The following is a 16173-nucleotide window of genomic DNA, read 5'->3' as shown; positions in this document are numbered from 1 at the left end:
AAGTGCGACACGATGCGGCATTTTAGCGCCGAAAGTGACGGGAACTCCTCTGTGTAAAGGGAGAGACCTTACGGCTGATCGAGCGTCACCCCCATCACCCCCAGCACCACGTCATTGGCCAGCGCCCGCACTGTGATCGATTGCAGCTGGCGCGCGGGGTCGAGCGGCACTGCGATCACGGTGGCGGCGCCGCCGGCGATGCGGCGGCCGTTGGCCGGGTGTTTTCCCGTGGCGGGCACCTGGGCGCGCGGTCTTCAGATCGACGCGCAGCGGCAGCTGGCCGCAGAACGGGAACTGGTAGTCGTCGATCAGATAATCCTGCTCGATCGGCCACCAGTTGTCCGGATTGCGCAATGCCAGGCGGGTGCTAATGCCATCGCGGTAAGTAACCTCGATCACACCGTTGTCGATGCGGCTTTGCATGTGGTTGGTGGAGCCGGCCATGAGCAAAAAGGCGCGGCGCGCCTGGCCTTGCAACGGCACGATAACCTGGCGCGGATAGTTATCCCACTGCGACGTGAACATGATGTTGGCGCCCGCCGGCGGCGTGGCGAAATGCAGGCCGTTCGGCAGCGTCAGCGTGCCGCCCAAAGCGCGCAAGCCGGCGTCGTCGATCTCGGGCAGTTCCTGCACGTGGCCGGCCCACGCGCCCGCACCCTGCGCTGGCAGCGCCAGCGTGGCGTACGGCGATCGCGGCGTCACGTACTTGCCCGGTTTGAACAGCTGCGTTACCTCGTCGTTGAACCAGGGCGACAGGTCGACAGTGCGCGCCTGCACCGGCGCGCCGTCCAGCCACGACGCACCGCTGGCCACGCACTGCGCGGCAGGCACCGTGGCCGATGACGCTACCGTCTGCGCCGATGCAGACGCTGTGGACGCTACAGCATCAGGTACTTGCTGCCACCAGGCGAATGCGCCCTGGCGGTAGCGCGTGAAACCGTCCTGCGCACCAGCGCCAGCATCGGGCCTGGCCACCCGCGCATCAATTTCGGCGCCGCCCCACACGATCTCGATAGCGGCGCTGGCGCCGAGCGGCGTGTCAATCCGCAGGCGCGGCGCGCCTACCGCGTCATCGACATTGCGCCAGCGCGCCGGTTTGCCGTTCACGCGTACCACCACCGCATTCGCCGCGCGGGCCGGCAATTCAAACGCCAACTGCGGGAAGCGCCGGCCGGCCTGGCCGATGGTCCAGCGTTCGCGCTGGCCGTGGCGGCGGTAAGCGACATTGACGTCCGGATGCGCCAGGCTGGCGTGATCCCACGCGCGCGGCAGGCCGGGACGCACGGTGAGCACCCCTGACAGCGCATCGGGCTGCACGCCGAACAGGCCTTCGACCAGCGTGCGCGCCATCACGCCGGCGCCGTCGGCAAAGTCGCGCTGCGCCTCGCGCCGGTAGACGTCGAGATAATTCATGGTGCCGATATTGCCGGGACTTATGCCCATGTACAGGCTGGCCAGCAGCGCGCCCTTGGTGATCTCGAACGCGGTGTCGCTGCGGCCCGCCTGCCAGTAGGCCAGCGCCGTGTGCAGGTTCTCGCCCATCACCACGTTGTTGATCGACCATGAATAAGGCATCCAGTCGGTGGTGGGCAGCACGCGGTACGGGCGGTCGCTAGGCACGCCGGGGCCGCGCACGGGAATGGCGCGGCGGTCGCGGTCCAGTGCCGCCGCCATGCGCGCCGCCTCGAACGGCGTCGGCACCTGGGCGTCGATGGTGTGATAAAAACTCCACAGCGCATAGTGCGGGTGCAGCAGCTGGCCGCCCAGCGCATCGCGGTATTCGGCAAACGCGCCCTGTTGCGGCATCCATAACTGCGTGCGCATGGCCTGCCGGATGGCTGCCGCTTCGGTGGCGTATGCGGTGGCATCCTTGCCCAGCCACGTGGCGATGCGCGCGGCCATGGCGTTGTGCCAGGCATTGTAGGCCGAGGTGTGGGTGGCGCCGCCGCCGTTGTAATACAGGTCGTCGCTGGCCCAGATGGCGGCGTAGGCGTCGTACAGCGGCAGTTGGTCGGCGCCGAACGGCCGTCTGAACAAGCGCCGTTCCCAGGCAAGGTGCCGCTCCAGTACCGGCCATACCGCTTGTGCGAGCGCTTTGTCGCCGGTCCACAGCAGGTGGCGCAGCAGGGCATCGATGAACACCAGGTTCATGTCGTAGTGCGAGGTACTGAGGTCGCCGTTCGAATGCAGCGCGGTCTCGTTGCGCGCCAGGTTGGTGGCTGCCTCCGGCGCCGGTATCTGCGCCGGAACGGGCGACGTATTCTGGCGCCCGGTCCAGGCGTCGATATTGGCGCGGGCGCGGTCGTGCCAGCCCAGCGCGTCGAGCGCGTACGGCCCGCGCCAGCCCAGCAGCTTGGTGCGCCACGCTACCGCGCCGTGCATGATGGCGCCCTGGCTGTCGTCCCACACGGCATCGGCAGCGACGTTGAGCGCGCCCATGGCAGCGTTCAGGTAGGGATCGGGCGTGTCGATGCGCACGCGGTGGCGCAGGCGGTCGAAATGCTGGCGGGCCTGGTCGAAGCGCTCGGCCAGTTCGGCGGTCTGGAAGGCCGGCAGCAGGCGGGCGGCGGCGCGGTCGGCGCCGAGTGTGGCGGCGCCGACCGCGCGGTACACATCCTGCTCTTGCGCCCCGGCGCGCGCGGTGACCTGCACGGCGAGATGCACGGGTGCTGCCGCCAGGGCGATGCGGGCGACGGCCACGCCGGTTCCGGTTCCGATTCCGGCGTCGGCATTCACATCGACGTCGGCATTGCTGGGCGGCGCGGAGCCAAGCAGCGCGTCGAGGTGCTGCCACTGCGCCGCATCATGGCGCGTGACCAGTGGCGCCGCATTGACGGCGGCAGCGCCGACAGCGCCAGTGGTGGCAGCGGTGGCAGCGGTGGCATTAGCAGCAGTGGCGGCAGCGCCAGTGGCATTGGCAGTCGTGGCGTTACCGCTACCTGCGCGAGACGCGGCAGTGATGCTGATGGTCGCATGCGGCGCCACCACCCGGAAGCCGTTGGCGCCGGGTTCGATACGCGCGCCGCGTGCTGGATCGGGGGAAAACTGGAAGTATTCGCCGATCGGCACGGCCTCGGTGCCGATATCGCCGTCGCGTCGTCCGCGCTTGCCGTCGCCGGCGCCAAAGGCGACCACCAGTTGCGTAGCAGCCGGCAAGCCGGCGCCCTGCACTTTTACGCCCAGCCCTTCGGTGGCGGCGTAGGCCAGCGCGACGACCGAGATGCGCCCGCCGGCACCGAGCCGCGCATCGCGGATCTCGTAGTGCAGCTCGCCCGGTCGGTAGCGGGTGGTGATGCGGGCGGCGTCGTGCAGCCACAGGCAGCGGGGGCCAGTGCCGGCGGCCATGCACACGCCCAGGCGCAGGTTGCCGCCACGGCCGGGCAGGTACAGCGAAAACTCGGGCCTGTCGCCGCCATCGACACGAAATGCACTGTTGCCGCCATAAAGCGGCCGGTTGAAGAATTCGGCGCCATTGTCGATGACGAAATCGTCGCCGTCGGGGCGGTAGCGCAGAGGGCGGTCGGTGTCGCCCAGCAGGTTGGGAAAGCGCGACTGGGCTTCCAGCCTGGGCGGCTCGGCTGCGCGCGCGGACGCGTACGGAAATGCGCCGTGCATCGCGCACGCGGCCACCGCCATCGTCAACTGCATCGCATATCGTGTGATCATGGATCGCACGTTACCGTAAATGGCACCGCGTGCGCCGACCGCCGGTTCAAACAATCAGCCGGATGAGCGGCGGCCTTACTGGTTAATATCTGGCTCCACCAGCTGCGCCAGTTGCACCAGCGATTCCTGCCAGCCCAGGTAGCAGCCCTCGAGCGGAATCACGTCGGGTATGCCTTCCTGCACCACGGTCAGCTCCACGCCGCACGACACCGCGCGCAGGGTGACGGTGGTTTGCATCTGGCCGGGCAGGTTGGCGTCGTCGAAGCGGGCGGTGTAGCGCAGGCGCTCGCAGGGTGTGAGCTCGAGGAATTCGCCGCCGAATGCGTGGCTGGCGCCGGTGCCGAAATTGGTAAACGACATGCGGTATGTACCACCCACCTGCGCGTCCATCTGCTGCACGGCGGCGACAAAGCCGAACGGCGGCAGCCACTTGGCCCAGGCATCGGCATCGGTAAAGGCGCGGTAGAGTTTTTCGGGCGTGGTGCGCAGCACCCGGTGGAGTTGAACGGTGTTGGCAGTCATAGCAAGTCCTCCATGCGTGGTTGAAGAATTACACCAGTTCGCAGACGTCGCCGGTCAGGGTGACGCCACGGCCCTGCTGCTTGGCGGTGTACATGGCGGCATCGGCGCGTTGCAGCATGGCTTCGATGTTGTCGTCATCGGACAGGCGCATGGCGATGCCGGCGCTGTACGATAACTCGAAACCGAGTTTCTTCGGCGCGTGCTGCCGCAGCCAGTCGCGCAGGCGCTGGTCGTAGGCTTGTACCGCAGCCGTATCGGCGCGGTTGAGCAGTACGCAGAATTCCTCGCCGCCATAGCGGCAACACTGATCGCCGGCGCGGCTGACGGCGCGCATCGCCTTGGCGAATTTTTGCAGCGCCAGGTCGCCCACGGCATGGCCCCGGGTATCGTTGATCTGCTTGAAGTGATCGAGGTCGAGCATCAGCACACCCATCGGCTGGCGATAGCGCACGCTCATGGCCAGGTCGCTACCGGCCTGCGCCAGCCAGGCGCGGCGATTGAGGGCGCCGGTCAGGCCATCGACGGTGGCCAGGCGTTCGAGCTCGCGGGCGGCCTCGTCGCGGTGGGCCAGCAGCAATGCCGCCAGCGACAGCATCACGGTGATGTTCGATACCAGCGAAAACACCATGTTGACCATGTGCGGGGCAAAAAAATTGGGGAACTGCTCGGTGTAGAACGCGCCCAGCACGCCGCGCCAGCCGGTGACGACCATTTGCGCCAGCAGCGAAATCACCAGCAGCCAGCGCCAGCGGCCCACGCGCACCTGCGGCCGGCGGCACAGCGACACCACCACCATGGCGATCTGCAGCGCCAGCAGGCCGTTGGCCCAGCCCACCCGGAACGGATAACTGTTGTAGCCGATGCAATAACCAACCGTGAGCAGCACCGCCACGATCACCGAAGCACGTACCTTGACTGCGCGGCCGCACCACAGATCGAAAGCGGCAGCGTTGAACGCCATGCCGCCGGCAATGGCGGCCATCGACAGCGTGGACAGCGTGCGGTCGAGCAGGCTGAACGGCGTAACCACGCAAGCGATCAAGAGCAGGATCCAGCCCACCGTGTGCAAACCCATCCCGGCCTGGGCATAGCGCGCGGCCCGGTTCACCTGCCCCATAAAATAGGGCAACGCGACCGCCATGATTGTCAAATTCAGTGTCATGGCGACGAGCAATGAGGAGACGTCTATTTGCATCGAGTCGGGAGGGGGAAGGAGCGGGATTCGGCCAGCAGTATAGCGCACAAAAGGCGGCCTCAAGCTTCGCCGCGTGGACAATTACATGGTTTCACCCTATGCTGGAATATTCAATATTTGTGACATGAGGCAACATCGATGGAGAATTTCGCAGAACAGCTGGAAACCCTGACACGCCAGGAGCAGGAACTGCAATTTACCGCTTTTACCAGCGATATCGCGCTGGCGCTGGGCCTGAAAGTGATCGAGATCGTGCGCCAGCGCGGCAAGGTCGTCACCGTCAATATCACGGTCAACGGCAAGGTGCTTTTCCACCACGCGATGCAGGGTGCGGCCGCCGACCAGGCCGACTGGATCCGGCGCAAGAACAACGTGGTGGAACGTTTCGGGCGCTCGTCCTACTTTATCGGCATCGACCACAAGCACCGGGGCGTGGCCTTCGATGAAATTAAATATCTGCCGCCGCAGGACTACGCCGCACACGGCGGCGCGTTCCCGATCGTCATCAAGAATGTCGGGCTGATCGGCACGGTGACCGTCTCCGGCCTGCGCCAGGCCGACGACCATGCGATTGCCGTGGAGGCGTTGCGGTCGGTGCTGGTGTAAGGTTTTAGTAGTGCGGTGGCGGCTCGTGCGGCAGCTGGCCGCCGCCGTTTTGCGGTTGGGTGCGCACGTGCTGGATCAGGGCGGCGCATAGCTGTTCGAGCTTGTCGATCTGCTGCTGTTGTTCGTAGATGCGCTGGCCCAGCGATTCCACCAGGTGCTCCTGGTGGGCGATCTTGATCTCGAGGTCGATGAAGCGGTCTTCGGTATTGCTCACGGCGGTACTCCTGGCGGGAAAGCGGGCATTCTACAGCGGGGTTATGGCTGCGGCGTGGGTTTCGGGGTCGCCAGCAATTCTTTCATGCGCGCCAGCCGTTCTTTTGGCGTGATCACTTCGGACTCCTGCGGCGCGGCCGTGCCTTCGTCGAGCGCCATTTCCTTGATGAACCGCGACGGGTCGCAATGCACCTGCTCGCCGGCGCGCTTGCGCTTCTTGCACCACGTGATTTGCAAGGTGCGCTGGGCGCGGGTGATGCCCACGTACATCAGGCGCCGTTCTTCCTGCACCCGCGCGGCAATGGTTTCAGCCGGCGCGTCGGGGTCGCCCTTGTGCGGCAGGATGCCCTCTTCCACGCCGACCAGGAATACGTGCGGATACTCGAGGCCCTTGGAGGCGTGCAGGGTGGACATGCGCACCGCGTCCGGGTCTTCGTCTTGCCCCTCGAGCATCGACATCAGCGCCACCATCTGCGTCAGTTCGAGCACGTTCTTTTCTTCGCCGTCGCGGTCCTTGCCGCCCCGGCCCCGTTCCTTGAGCCAGTTGACGAATTCCATCACGTTCTGCCACTTCGCCTGCGCGGCGCGCTCGTCGAACATGTCGTACAGGAAGGATTCGTAGTTGATCGCTTCCAGCATGTCGTCAAGCACCTGGGCGGCATTGTCGCCGCTGCCGCTCGGGCCCGGGCGGCTGGCGCGCGATTCGAGGTGATTAATAAAATTGCAGAAGTCGCGCAACGGTTTGAGTTGCTTATCGGCCAGCAAGCCCTCGATGCCGCCCTTGAACACGGCTTCGAACAGCGAACACTGCCACTGGCCCGAGAACGTGCCCAGGGTTTCCAGCGTGGTCTGGCCCACGCCCCGGCGCGGCGTGGTCACCGCGCGGATGAAGGCCGGGTCGTCGTCGGTATTGGCCAGCAGGCGCAGGTAGCTGATGATGTCCTTGATCTCGGCCTTGTCGAAAAAGCTCTGGCCGCCAGAAATCGTGTACGGAATGCGTTCCTTGCGCAGCGCCTGCTCGATCACCCGGGCCTGGTGGTTGCCGCGATACAGGATCGCGTAATCGGACCATTTGTTTTTGCGCTGGAAGTGGTCGGCCGAGATCATCATGGTGATTTGATCCGCTTCCTGGTCGTCGTTGGCCATGCCCAGCACGTTGATCGGCTCGCCCAGGCCGTGCTCGGACCACAAGGACTTGTCGAACAACTTGGGATTGTTGCCGATCACCGAGTTGGCGGCTTGCAGGATGCGCGTGGTGGAGCGGTAATTCTGCTCGAGCTTGATCACCTCCAGGTCCGGGAAATCGGTCTGCAGGGTTTTCAGGTTTTCCACCGACGCGCCGCGCCAGGCGTAAATCGCCTGGTCGTCGTCGCCCACGGCGGTAAACATCGGCTTCTTGTTGATGCCGGTGACCAGCAGTTTCACCAGCTCGTACTGGCAGGTGTTGGTGTCCTGGTATTCGTCCATCAGCAAGTAGCGCAGGCGGCGCTGCCACTTGTCGCGGATCGGCTCGTTATTGCGGAACAGTTCCACGGGCAGGCGGATCAGGTCGTCGAAATCGACAGCCTGGTAAGCCGACAGCGTGGCCACGTAGCTGGCATAGATGCGCGCCGATTGCGCTTCGTCCTCGTCCTTGGCGTTTTGCAGCGCCACCATCGGTTCGATCAGGCCGTTTTTCCACAGCGAGATGTCGGTCTGGATGCGGCGCACGATCTGCTTGTCGGTGGTAATCGCCAGATCCTGCACCAGCGAGCCGCAGTCGTCGCTGTCCATGATGGAAAAGCGGTCCTTCAAGCCCACGCCGTTGGCCTCCTGGCGCAGGATTTTCACGCCCAGCGAGTGGAACGTGGAGACGGTCAGCTGCTTGGCCTGCTTCGGTTGCTTGAGCAGCTTGGCGATGCGCTCCTGCATCTCGAGGGCGGCCTTGTTGGTGAAGGTCAGCGCGGCGATGGTGCGCGGGTCGTAGCCCCGGTCCTCGATCAGGTGGGCGATTTTCTGGGTGATCACCCGCGTCTTGCCCGAACCGGCGCCGGCCAGCACCAGGCAGGGGCCGTCCAGATAGGCAACGGCCGCACTTTGCGGGACGTTGAGACCGAATGAGGGTTTGGACATGAACGCTAACAGGAGGGGTAGGAAGAGCCGCCTATTGTAGCAGTGGCTGCTTCTTGCCACCGGTAGAGCGGTTGAAATTGCCGATTGCGTTACCATCTGGGGCTGAACGCGCACTGGCGCCAACTGCTACAGGCTTAGCCATGAAATTTGAACACCTGATTGAAATCAACGACCCGCTCAACCCGCTGCTTGACGCCTTGTCGATCGAACAACTGTGGAGCGGCCTGGTGCTGCGCGCCGAATCGCCGAAGCTGTTCGTGCCGCAACTGGACGATGCCATCATCGACGAACGTACCGACTACGGTTTCCGCCGCCGCCTGCGCTACGGTCAATTGGTGATCGAAGACCGCGTGAGCCTGGAGCCGTTGCAGCGCGTGGTGTACGACGTGCCGGCGCAAAACGAAATCACCGCATCCACGCTCACCATGAGCATCGAGCAGCCGACGCCGGAAACGCTGTACGTGCGCTTCCAGTACGACGACGGCCACGACGCCGAGACCGATGCGGCCAACGCCATGTACGACGAGTTCAAGCGCTCGGCGTACAAGGAGGCCGATATCGATACCGTGGGCATGATCCGCGAGCTGGCCACGCAAGGCCGGCTCGGCGCAACGCTCAACTAGTCCGCGCAAGGGACCAGGCGGGGATATTGGTTCCCCGGCTGGCTGTACATTGTTGGACGCTCACGGCGCCGGCGTGCAATCGACGCACGGATCATCGTGCTTCGGCTCGTTGGCCAGCTCGTGCGCCAAGTGGCGCAGCGCGGTGCGCACGCCCTCCTCCACCACCGGGTGGTAAAACGGCATGTCCAGCATGGCTGATACGCTCAGGCCCGCCTGCGCGGCCCAGGCCAGCAGGTGGCCGATGTGCTCGGCGCGGGGGCCGATCATCTCGGCGCCCAAAAAGCGGCCGCTGCGGAATTCCGCGTACACGCGCAATAACCCCTTGTTCTGCAACATCACCCGGCTGCGGCCCTGGTTCTCGAACGACACCTGGCCCACCGCGAAGCGGCCCGGGTGCGAGTCGCACAATTGCTTGTAGCTGGCGCCGGCCGTGGCGATCTGCGGGTCGGTAAAGACGATGCCCAGCGGCGTGCGGCGCAGGCCGGGACGCACGTCCGGGTAGCGCGCGGCGTTGTCGCCGGCAATGCGGCCCTGGTCGGCCGCCTCCGGCAGCAGCGGCAGTTCGTCGTCGGCATCGCCGCCGATGAAGATGGCGCTGTCGCCGCACTGCATGGTGTACTTGTTATAGACCGGCACGCCGTGGTGGTCACGCACCAGGCCCGTGTGCTCCAGGCCCAGTTTGCCCAGGTTGGGCTTGCGGCCGATCGCCGACAAAAGGTAATCGAAGTGTTCGGTGCGACTTTCTCCGTCCTTGTGCTCGCTGGTGACGGTGATCTGCTCGCCATGCTGTTCCACCTTGACCACTTTGGTATCGAAGCGCAGGTCCAGCTCGTCCTTGAGCACCTTGCGCGCCACGCTCAGCACCTCGGGATCGCCCAGTTGCGCCACGCTGCCGCCGCGCCCGAAAATCGTCACCCGCACGCCGAGGCGGTGCAGTGCCTGGCCCAGTTCCAGGCCGATCACGCCGGCGCCGGCAATGGCGATCGACTTGGGCAGATCATCCCAGTAAAACACGTCATCGCTGGTGATCACGCGCGGGCCGGCGCGCCACTCTTCGGGCACGATGGCGCTGGAACCGGTGGCGATCACCACCCGCTCGGTCTCGACGATGGTGTGTTCATCGATCTGCAAGCGGGTAGGACTGAGAAAGCGGGCGTAGCCATGCAGCTTGTCTGCCGCCGGATAGTTGTCCACCGCCTCGGTGACGAAACCAACGAAACGGTCGCGCTCGCTGCGCACGCGCGCCATCACGGCGCGGCCGTCGATCGTCAGTTCGCCGGCCTGGACGCCGAATGGCGCCGCTTCGCGCACCGCGTGAGCGGCGTCGGCAGCCGAGATCAGCAGCTTGCTGGGCATGCAGCCCACCCGCGCGCACGTGGTGCCAAACACATTGCCTTCGATCAGCACGGTTTTCTTGCCGCCGCTGGAGGCGGCACGGTAAGCCGTCATGCCGGCGGTACCGCCGCCGATCACAGCTACTTCTGTCTTAATAGTTTTCATTGTATGCATTGCCTTGGGGCGGTTCCGATTGAAACACAAAATATTTGCTGTACGGCAAAATCAATTAGTATTGCTTATTGTTTTAAAATTTTATAAGTACAGCTTATGGACCATCTCGATTATCGTTCGCTGGCCGTGCTCGATGCCGTTGTCAGCCAGGGCAGCTTCGAAAAAGCCGCCCTGGCGCTGGGCATCAGCCAGTCGGCCGTGTCGCAACGCATCAGGGCGCTGGAAGACGCGGCCGGCCGGCTGCTGGTCGTGCGCGGCCAGCCGGCCGTGGCCACCGGCCTCGGCCAGCGGCTGGTATCGCACCACCGCAACGTCAAATTGATGGAAGCGGCGCTCGATATCGATCTCGGCAACAAGATTAGCATGCCCGAGGTGGGATTGGCGGTTGATGCGGCCAGCCTGGCCACCTGGTTGCCGCTCAGTTTGCAGCCGTTGCTGTCGCCTCCCCGTTGCCAGCTCAATATCGAACAGGCCGACCGTGCCAAGGCCCTGCATCTGGTGCGGGAGGGTAGCGTATTTGGCGCGGTTGCAGCGGCAGGCCCGGACGACCAGCCGGCCGGTGGCACCGGTCCGACAGTCACGCCGCTGGGGGTGATGCGCTACGTGTGCGTGGCCACCCCGGCGTTTGCGGGCCACTGGTTCGGCGACGGTTTTATCCTGGAAGCGGCGCAACTGGCGCCGGCCATGACCGTGGACGGCGACATGACGGCCAGCTTCCTGCGCGACGTGCTCGATTTGAAAGGCCCATACCCGCACCACACCATGCCGCCGTCGGCCGCCAGCCTCGAATGCATCTACGGCAGCCTGGCCTACGGCCTGATGCCGCTGCCGCAGGTGGCGCGCGCGCTGGCCGAGGACCGGCTGGTGGACCTGGCGCCGGGCCACCACGTGGACGTAGCGCTCAATTGGCATGCATGGAAGCTCGACACGCCGTTTACGCGCATCCTCAGCGAGCAACTGGTGGCGACAGCGCGGCGGGTATTGTTGCAAGCATAGTCGTCTGAAAACAAAAAAGGCGCCTAAGCGCCTTTTTGCAGGATAAAAACTATCTCATGCAGGAATAAATTCCTCGGTAATTTCTACCGGTTGCTTGAGAAGATCAATCATTTTTTTTGTCCGTTCTTTCTCTGCCACGACAGTTTTGTCATGCGGATTGAAGGTATTCAAGCGTTTGGCCCAGGCTTCCCACGTTGAAAGTGGGGCGAACAACGACGGACTTTCGAGGAACATCATGATATTTGCCTTTCCTTTCTGATGGCTTCTTTGACATAGCCGAGCAACCAATTTTTACGGTCTTCCGACACTGATGCCGCAGAGGCTAACATGGATTGACCCAGCTGAAATTTATACATGATGATACCCGAGTAGTCAAGTGCAAGATTGAGCAGGTGCGGCGCCAGCTCTTCGCCAAGTGGACTGCCTCGCGCTGCCAGCTGCCGATAGGCCTTCACGAGTGCATTGGCCCCGTGCAAAACCATGTCGTGCCCATCGCGCCGCCGGTAAGACTCGGCCCAGTACCAGGAACCGTCATGCCCATGCGCAAATAGCTCCATCATGCCAGGCCGGGACACTAGGTGCAGAATATCGACCAGGCTGAGCGACATGTCTTGCGGATGGTTGTGGTGGATGACCAGTCGGCCACCTCTGCTTTTAGCCCGTATCAAATGGCGCTTGGGCAGGCCAACCCGGTCTGGCGCCCGATCACTATGACGCACCAGTTCGCTACCGGTTTCGCCGCAGTAGCACAACAGATGTTCAAAGCCCGTGCGCCGTCCCATGGAGCACACATAGCATCGCGCGACCTTGTCCTTGTGGAATTTGACAATAGCGGCCAGCCCACACAAGCGGGACTTCACTTCTGGCTCAGCAATGTTTCGGCTATTGAACACCGGCACACCCGTGGACGTTATCTTGAACGGTCCATTTTAATTGAACAAATCGCCAACCCGGCAGTGACCAAAGGTATCGGAACGCCCTAGATATCGAGCGGATCCACTTCCAGCGACCACTTCACCCGGCTGGTCTTCATCGAGCGCAGCATGTCCATCCACTGCTTCAGGAACGCCTGCAACTGCGGGCGTGATGGCGATTCGATCAGCAACTGTGCGCGGTCGACGTTGTGCACGCGCGTCATGGTCATCGGGATCGGGTCGTTGATGGTGATGTTGGGGTGGGCCAGGCAGTCGCGCGCGATGGTCAAAAATTCCAGCGCCGTGGCCAGTTCGCGCGCCTCCGCACGCAGCAGCGCCTGGAACAGGTATGGCGGCAGCGCCGCCTGTGCGCGTTCTTCCAGCAGCGCGGTGGCGAAGTGGTCGTAGTCGTGGTTGACCACCGCGCCGTACAGCGGATGCTGCGGGTAGCGGGTCTGGATCAGCACTTCGCTCTGGCTGCCGTTTTCGGTGCGGCCGGCGCGGCCGGCCCGTCCCGCTACCTGCATCAGCTGCGCGAACAGGCGCTCGCTGGCGCGGTAGTCCTGCGAGAACAGCGCGGTATCGGGATTGAGGATGCCGACCAGCGTGAGTTTTTTGAAGTCGTGGCCCTTGGCCACCATCTGGGTGCCGATCAGGATATCAACCTCGCCCCGGTGCACGGTGTCGAACGCTTCCTGCGCGCTACCCTTCTTGCGGGTGGAGTCGGCGTCGATGCGCAGCACGCGCGCCTCCGGGAACAACGCCTGCAATCCTTCTTCAACGCGCTGGGTGCCGCGCCCCAGCGGCTGCAGATCGACGTTGCCGCAGGTGGGACAATGGCGCGGGATGCGCAGCTCCAGGCTGCAATGGTGGCAGCGCAGCCGGCGTTCGGGGCGGTGCAGCACCATGAACGACGTGCAGCGCGTGCATTCGCTGATCCAGCCGCACGACTCGCAGCAGATCACCGGTGCGTAGCCGCGGCGGTTGAGGAACAACAGCGACTGTTCGCCGCGCTCCATGCGCAGCTTGAGCGCCGCCACCAATTGCGACGTCAGCCCGTCCTGCGGCTTGTCGCGCTCCATGTCCAGCAGTTTTACCTGCGGCAGCACGGCGTTTTTGACGGCGCGCTCGCGCAGCTCGAGCTTGCGGTAGCGGCCCGACTGCGCGTGGTGCCAGCTTTCCAGCGACGGCGTGGCCGAGCCCAGCACGATCGGAATCTGCAACTGCCACGCGCGCCATACGGCCAGGTCGCGCGCCGAATAGCGCAATCCTTCCTGCTGCTTGTACGACGGGTCGTGCTCCTCGTCGATGACGATCAGTTTTAAGTTCGGCAGCGACGCGAGAATCGCCAGCCGGGTACCGAGCACGATGCGCGCACGGCCCTGGTGTGCAGCCAGCCAGTGCAGCATGCGCTCGCCCTCGGACAGGCTGCTGTGCAGGGTGGCCAGCATCACGCCCGGGAAGCGCGCCCGGATATTGCCTTCCAGCTGGGGCGTGAGGTTGATCTCGGGGACCAGGATCAGGATCTGCGCGTCCAGCTCGCGCGTGAGCACCTGGTCGCACGCCTGCAAATACACTTCGGTCTTGCCGCTGCCGGTTACGCCGTACAGCAGCGTGGGGGTAAAACCGGTGGCGCCGCCGATGGCGTCGGCCGCTTCCTGTTGCTGCGCATTGAGCGGTGGCGGGTTGGCGGGCGTGGCGTCGTGCGGCGCCTCGTTTTTGGCCAGCTTTTTAATGGCCCGGTCGAGCGCCACCGTGGTGCTCACCCGCAGGTTCTTGGGCAGGCCCGGCAGCGCCACCTCGCCCAGCGGGCGCTGGTAGTAGTCGGCCGCAAAGCCGGCCAGCGCCAGCCATTGCGGCGACAACGGCGACAACTGGCTGCGCACGGCCAGCGCATCCTTGAGCTTGGCTTCGGGCACGTCGGTCTGGTCGGCCACTTCCACGATCAGCCCGGTCACTTCGCGCGAGCCGAATTGCACCAGCGCCAACTGTCCCACCTGCGGCCGCGCGTCGGCTTCGCAATGCCAGCGATAGTCAAAAACAGCGTTGAGCGGCGTGTCGAGCGCGATGCGCAAGATGCAGTGCGGAAAGAGAACAGTCATGTGCCAGATTTATGTGGATAACTTTGTGGACAAAGGAATCTTAACCTACAGAAAGTGGTGACATCACCCATGCTAGCGTCGGCAAACAGAGAAATGTCGAAATTAAATTCCTTTAAAATCAAGCACTTGGAAAATACACCATAGAGCGGCTTTTAGACCGGGTATTTATGCGCCGCTGTGCATAAGTAAAGTAATTAGCATGCCAGGCCGACTATAAACAGCCCCGGACAGTGACATTATCCCCAACCACGCGCTAAGTCCCGGTTTACTAAGACCTTTTATTTTTTATCCACAGTTTATGTGGATAACTTTGTGGAGAATGGCAAAATAACGTGCTCCACGATTGTGTGCAACATGGTATTGAAGAGCAACCATGCCTTTCATGACACAAAATTTACCTATAAAAATCAATCACTTGCAAGCGCATGCCCGGGGCGTAAAATGGCAGTGCCTGTTATTTTTGCAGTAGAAAAAATTGTGCATAAGTCGGTTTGCTTGCCCGGGTGCACCAAGCAAAAAGGGCACGTCCCCGGAGGAAACGTGCCCCTTCGCTGGAACTTGCCCTTAACTGGCGCGTTGCGCCCGGCTATAGCTGTGCACCGCTTCCACCATTACCGAGACGCTTTCCGGCGGCGTGAATTGTGAAATGCCGTGGCCCAGGTTGAAGACATGGCCGTTGCCGTCCTGCGGCTTGCCGAAGGCGTCCAGCACCTTGTGCACTTCGGCCACGATCTGTTCCGGGTTGGCGAACAGGATGGCCGGGTCCAGGTTGCCCTGCAACGCCACCTTGTGGCCCACGGCAGCGCGCGCGCGGGTGAGATTGGCGGTCCAGTCCAGGCCTACCGCGTCGGCGCCGGTGTCGGCGATCTGTTCGATCCACTGGCCGCCGCCCTTGGTGAAGACGATGGCCGGAATCTTGACGCCGTCCTTTTCGCGCTTGAGCAAGGACACCACCTGGCGCATGTAGTCGAGCGAGAAGGTCTGATAGGCGCCATCGGCCAGCGCGCCGCCCCACGAGTCGAAGATCATCACGGCCTGGGCGCCTGCGTCGATCTGGGCGTTCAGGTAGGCCGCCACCGCCTGGGCATTGGTGGACAGGATGTGGTGCATCAGGTCCGGGCGGCTGTACAGCATCTTTTTAATGGTGTGGAACTCGCGCGAACCCTGGCCTTCGACCATGTAGCACGCCAGCGTCCACGGGCTGCCCGAGAAACCGATCAGCGGCACCCGGCCATTGAGTTCAGTGCGGATTTGCGTGACAGCCTTGAACACGTAGTCGAGCGAATCGAGTTCCGGCGCGCGCAGCGCCAGCACTTCGGCCTCGGTCTTGAGCGGACGCTCGAACTTCGGGCCCTCGCCTTCCACGAAGTACAGGCCCAGGCCCATGGCGTCGGGCACGGTCAGAATGTCCGAGAACAGGATCGCCGCGTCGAGCGGAAAGCGGGCCAACGGCTGCAACGTCACTTCGGTGGCGTAGTCGGGATTGGTTGCCAGGCCCATGAACGAGCCGGCCTTCTGGCGCGTGGCGCGGTATTCCGGCAGGTAGCGCCCCGCCTGGCGCATCAGCCACACGGGGGTGTGGTCCGTCGGCTGGCGCAGCAGCGCGCGCAGGAAAGTATCATTCTGGAGCGGGGCGAATTGTGGCATCGGTGATCATCAAATGGCGGCGAAAGGATTATTATCGCACTCCGGGTGCGCTTTCGCTGGAAGCTTGC

14 protein-coding genes are annotated in these 16173 nt (G+C 63.7%); 4 read left to right on the top strand and 10 right to left on the bottom strand.

The genetic code is table 11. The features are described 5' to 3' along the window. Nucleotides 1-111 precede the first annotated feature (111 nt). The 3 genes from ASF04_RS14755 to ASF04_RS14745 all read right to left on the bottom strand — a co-directional run bounded on the left by ASF04_RS14755 (nucleotide 112) and on the right by ASF04_RS14745 (nucleotide 5329). A complete protein-coding gene (locus tag ASF04_RS14755; protein ID WP_200931097.1) occupies nucleotides 112-3666 on the bottom strand; it encodes a DUF4450 domain-containing protein in 3555 nt (1184 codons plus the stop codon). A gap of 75 nt (nucleotides 3667-3741) precedes the next feature. Beyond that, the gene (locus ASF04_RS14750) at nucleotides 3742-4188 is read right to left on the bottom strand and encodes an SRPBCC family protein (protein WP_056143003.1); all 447 of its coding nucleotides are present in this window, start codon (nucleotides 4186-4188) and stop codon (nucleotides 3742-3744) included. 28 nt (nucleotides 4189-4216) lie between these two features. After that, the gene (locus ASF04_RS14745; RefSeq protein WP_229205058.1) at nucleotides 4217-5329 is read right to left on the bottom strand and encodes a GGDEF domain-containing protein; all 1113 of its coding nucleotides are present in this window, start codon (nucleotides 5327-5329) and stop codon (nucleotides 4217-4219) included. A 192-nt stretch (nucleotides 5330-5521) separates the two neighbouring features. On the opposite strand from ASF04_RS14745, the gene ASF04_RS14740 reads away from it, so the two are divergent. Then, nucleotides 5522-5989 (top strand): heme-degrading domain-containing protein, encoded by a 468-nt coding sequence (locus ASF04_RS14740; RefSeq protein WP_056142997.1) that lies wholly within the window; start codon nucleotides 5522-5524, stop codon nucleotides 5987-5989. A gap of 4 nt (nucleotides 5990-5993) precedes the next feature. Here ASF04_RS14740 and ASF04_RS14735 read toward each other — a convergent pair whose 3' ends face one another. Both ASF04_RS14735 and ASF04_RS14730 read right to left on the bottom strand, forming a co-directional pair. Next, a complete protein-coding gene (locus ASF04_RS14735; protein WP_019924103.1) occupies nucleotides 5994-6203 on the bottom strand; it encodes a SlyX family protein in 210 nt (69 codons plus the stop codon). 41 nt (nucleotides 6204-6244) lie between these two features. Continuing rightward, nucleotides 6245-8314: a UvrD-helicase domain-containing protein gene (locus ASF04_RS14730; protein WP_056142994.1), complete on the bottom strand. Its 2070-nt coding sequence runs from the start codon at nucleotides 8312-8314 to the stop codon at nucleotides 6245-6247. A 140-nt stretch (nucleotides 8315-8454) separates the two neighbouring features. Between ASF04_RS14730 and ASF04_RS14725 the strand changes: the two genes are divergently transcribed. Next, nucleotides 8455-8937 carry an SRPBCC family protein gene (locus ASF04_RS14725; protein ID WP_056142991.1) on the top strand — a complete coding sequence of 161 codons (483 nt, stop codon included), beginning with the start codon at nucleotides 8455-8457 and terminating at the stop codon, nucleotides 8935-8937. Nucleotides 8938-8997: 60 nt separating this feature from the next. Here ASF04_RS14725 and ASF04_RS14720 read toward each other — a convergent pair whose 3' ends face one another. Then, nucleotides 8998-10437 carry a dihydrolipoyl dehydrogenase gene (locus ASF04_RS14720; protein WP_056142986.1) on the bottom strand — a complete coding sequence of 480 codons (1440 nt, stop codon included), beginning with the start codon at nucleotides 10435-10437 and terminating at the stop codon, nucleotides 8998-9000. A gap of 105 nt (nucleotides 10438-10542) precedes the next feature. On the opposite strand from ASF04_RS14720, the gene ASF04_RS14715 reads away from it, so the two are divergent. Next, nucleotides 10543-11442 (top strand): ArgP/LysG family DNA-binding transcriptional regulator, encoded by a 900-nt coding sequence (locus ASF04_RS14715; RefSeq protein ID WP_056142983.1) that lies wholly within the window; start codon nucleotides 10543-10545, stop codon nucleotides 11440-11442. 54 nt (nucleotides 11443-11496) lie between these two features. On the opposite strand, the gene ASF04_RS14710 is transcribed toward ASF04_RS14715, so the two are convergent. Together ASF04_RS14710 and ASF04_RS14705 are read right to left on the bottom strand one after the other, a co-directional pair. Next, nucleotides 11497-11679 carry a hypothetical protein gene (locus tag ASF04_RS14710; protein ID WP_056142982.1) on the bottom strand — a complete coding sequence of 61 codons (183 nt, stop codon included), beginning with the start codon at nucleotides 11677-11679 and terminating at the stop codon, nucleotides 11497-11499. Beyond that, on the bottom strand, nucleotides 11676-12002 hold the full coding sequence (locus ASF04_RS14705) for a hypothetical protein (RefSeq protein ID WP_156368654.1): 327 nt from the start codon (nucleotides 12000-12002) through the stop codon (nucleotides 11676-11678). The genes ASF04_RS14710 and ASF04_RS14705 overlap by 4 nt, the downstream gene beginning before the upstream one ends. Nucleotides 12003-12020: 18 nt before the next feature. Here ASF04_RS14705 and ASF04_RS14700 point away from each other — a divergent pair, with 18 nt between their 5' ends. Continuing rightward, nucleotides 12021-12425, top strand: coding sequence for a hypothetical protein (locus ASF04_RS14700; protein ID WP_156368653.1), 405 nt, complete (start codon nucleotides 12021-12023; stop codon nucleotides 12423-12425). Here ASF04_RS14700 and ASF04_RS14695 read toward each other — a convergent pair. Together ASF04_RS14695 and hemE are read right to left on the bottom strand one after the other, a co-directional pair. After that, a complete protein-coding gene (locus tag ASF04_RS14695) occupies nucleotides 12422-14458 on the bottom strand; it encodes a primosomal protein N' (protein ID WP_056142976.1) in 2037 nt (678 codons plus the stop codon). The genes ASF04_RS14700 and ASF04_RS14695 overlap by 4 nt on opposite strands. A 564-nt stretch (nucleotides 14459-15022) precedes the next feature. Further along, nucleotides 15023-16105 carry a uroporphyrinogen decarboxylase gene (hemE, locus tag ASF04_RS14690; RefSeq protein WP_019924109.1) on the bottom strand — a complete coding sequence of 361 codons (1083 nt, stop codon included), beginning with the start codon at nucleotides 16103-16105 and terminating at the stop codon, nucleotides 15023-15025. Nucleotides 16106-16173: the final 68 nt, after the last annotated feature.

Source organism: Duganella sp. Leaf61, assembly GCF_001421905.1.
Lineage (GTDB): Bacteria > Pseudomonadota > Gammaproteobacteria > Burkholderiales > Burkholderiaceae_D > Rugamonas > Rugamonas zoogloeoides.
This window is presented reverse-complemented; position numbering and strand designations above follow the sequence as displayed.

Coding starts and splice junctions, on each gene's coding strand:
- ASF04_RS14755 (WP_200931097.1), bottom strand. CDS start 3,666: ATGATCACACGATATGCGATGCAGTTGACGATGGCGGTGGCCGCGTGC.
- ASF04_RS14725 (WP_056142991.1), top strand. CDS start 8,455: ATGAAATTTGAACACCTGATTGAAATCAACGACCCGCTCAACCCGCTG.
- ASF04_RS14730 (WP_056142994.1), bottom strand. CDS start 8,314: ATGTCCAAACCCTCATTCGGTCTCAACGTCCCGCAAAGTGCGGCCGTT.
- ASF04_RS14705 (WP_156368654.1), bottom strand. CDS start 12,002: ATGATGGAGCTATTTGCGCATGGGCATGACGGTTCCTGGTACTGGGCC.
- ASF04_RS14750 (WP_056143003.1), bottom strand. CDS start 4,188: ATGACTGCCAACACCGTTCAACTCCACCGGGTGCTGCGCACCACGCCC.
- ASF04_RS14745 (WP_229205058.1), bottom strand. CDS start 5,329: ATGGCGGTCGCGTTGCCCTATTTTATGGGGCAGGTGAACCGGGCCGCG.
- hemE (WP_019924109.1), bottom strand. CDS start 16,105: ATGCCACAATTCGCCCCGCTCCAGAATGATACTTTCCTGCGCGCGCTG.
- ASF04_RS14720 (WP_056142986.1), bottom strand. CDS start 10,437: ATGAAAACTATTAAGACAGAAGTAGCTGTGATCGGCGGCGGTACCGCC.
- ASF04_RS14695 (WP_056142976.1), bottom strand. CDS start 14,458: ATGACTGTTCTCTTTCCGCACTGCATCTTGCGCATCGCGCTCGACACG.
- ASF04_RS14740 (WP_056142997.1), top strand. CDS start 5,522: ATGGAGAATTTCGCAGAACAGCTGGAAACCCTGACACGCCAGGAGCAG.
- ASF04_RS14710 (WP_056142982.1), bottom strand. CDS start 11,679: ATGATGTTCCTCGAAAGTCCGTCGTTGTTCGCCCCACTTTCAACGTGG.
- ASF04_RS14715 (WP_056142983.1), top strand. CDS start 10,543: ATGGACCATCTCGATTATCGTTCGCTGGCCGTGCTCGATGCCGTTGTC.